The organism is Bacillus sp. AP50 (genome assembly GCF_040492675.1).
GTDB lineage: Bacteria > Bacillota > Bacilli > Bacillales > Bacillaceae_G > Bacillus_A > Bacillus_A cereus.
The window spans coordinates 1-1,244 of record NZ_JBEUTW010000656.1 but is presented as its reverse complement, the minus strand read 5'-3'; the positions used below and the strand labels follow the sequence as shown (position 1 = coordinate 1,244).

Genomic DNA, 1,244 nt, shown 5'->3' with positions numbered 1-1,244 from the left:
TTATAAAACAAATCAATAGTGAGTTATATGTAGGGAAATGTCCGCTCATTTCAAATTAAGAGCTGAAATTTATAATAGATGGAATATATTATATGGGTACACGTTGAGTTTAATATAAGCAGTTGGAGGGCAATTTTATATGATTCAATATAAAAGGTGTAGTGAAGTAAATATTGATTTAGTATATGAAGCTTTTAAAGATGGATTTTCAGATTACATTATTAAGATGGAGGTTTCAAAAGAGGATTTTATACAACGTTTTTTGGGACCAGAAGGTAATTTGCTAGAACATTCTTTTCTTGCTTTAGAAGAAGGCAAATCTGTTGGCGTAATACTAGGTGGCATAAAGGATTATGAAAGTATAAAGACTATGCGCTGCGGAACATTAGCGGTTCATCCTAATTACCGCGGTATTGGTGTGAGTCAAAAATTATTTGAACTGCATAAAGAAGAGGCGATTCAACATGGATGTAAGCAACTTTTTCTCGAAGTCATTGTAGGAAACGACCGAGCGATTCATTTTTATAATAAGTTGGGCTATGAAAAAGTGTACGATCTTTCTTATTATAATTTAAATGATTTGACTAAAATAAAGAATAAAGTTTGTAAGGATATTGAAGTAAAACAATTAGAATTTCCAACTTTTAAAGATGAAATTCAGAAATGGTTAAACTTCCATATAAATTGGCAAAATGATATTGATTATATCAAAAAAACAAATAATGTATTTTATGGTGCATATGTTGATAATGACTTAAAAGGCTCTCTATGCGTAACTGAACAAGGTAAAATTAGTTTTATTTTCGTAGACAAAGGTTATAGAAATATTGGTGTTGGGATGAAATTATTACAAGTAGCAAGAGAAGAATTAAATTTATCAAGTTTATCAATTGGGTTTCCTAACAATAATTTATTAGAGGGTTTTTTTAAGAAATGTGGATTTGAAAAGAATTCTTTAGCGCAATATGAAATGTATTTATTACTCTAAGAGCGGAAAGATTTATTCTTTTCGTTTTTTATTTTGCTGTTATGTTGGTAAATGCTCCGCAATTATAATTTATAATGAGAGGGATTTTGTTTATCCTTAAGTTATTTTTTTAATTGTCAATTTCTTGCTAATAATTTTCTTTGTATAATATTCTAATTTTATGTAGAATAGATACGATGGGAGGGGATGAAATGAATAATGGATTAAAGTTTAAGATTTTTGAATTGCATTGTCTCGTTCAAAAGACTTATTCTGA

The 1,244-nt window shown here is 28.6% G+C and carries 1 protein-coding gene; it reads left to right on the top strand.

Going from position 1 to position 1,244, the window contains the following annotated elements:
* The first annotated feature begins 139 nt into the window (after window positions 1-139).
* Window positions 140-988: a GNAT family N-acetyltransferase gene (locus ABWK52_RS27985; RefSeq protein ID WP_000617062.1), complete on the top strand. Its 849-nt coding sequence runs from the start codon at window positions 140-142 to the stop codon at window positions 986-988.
* Window positions 989-1,244 lie beyond the last annotated feature (256 nt).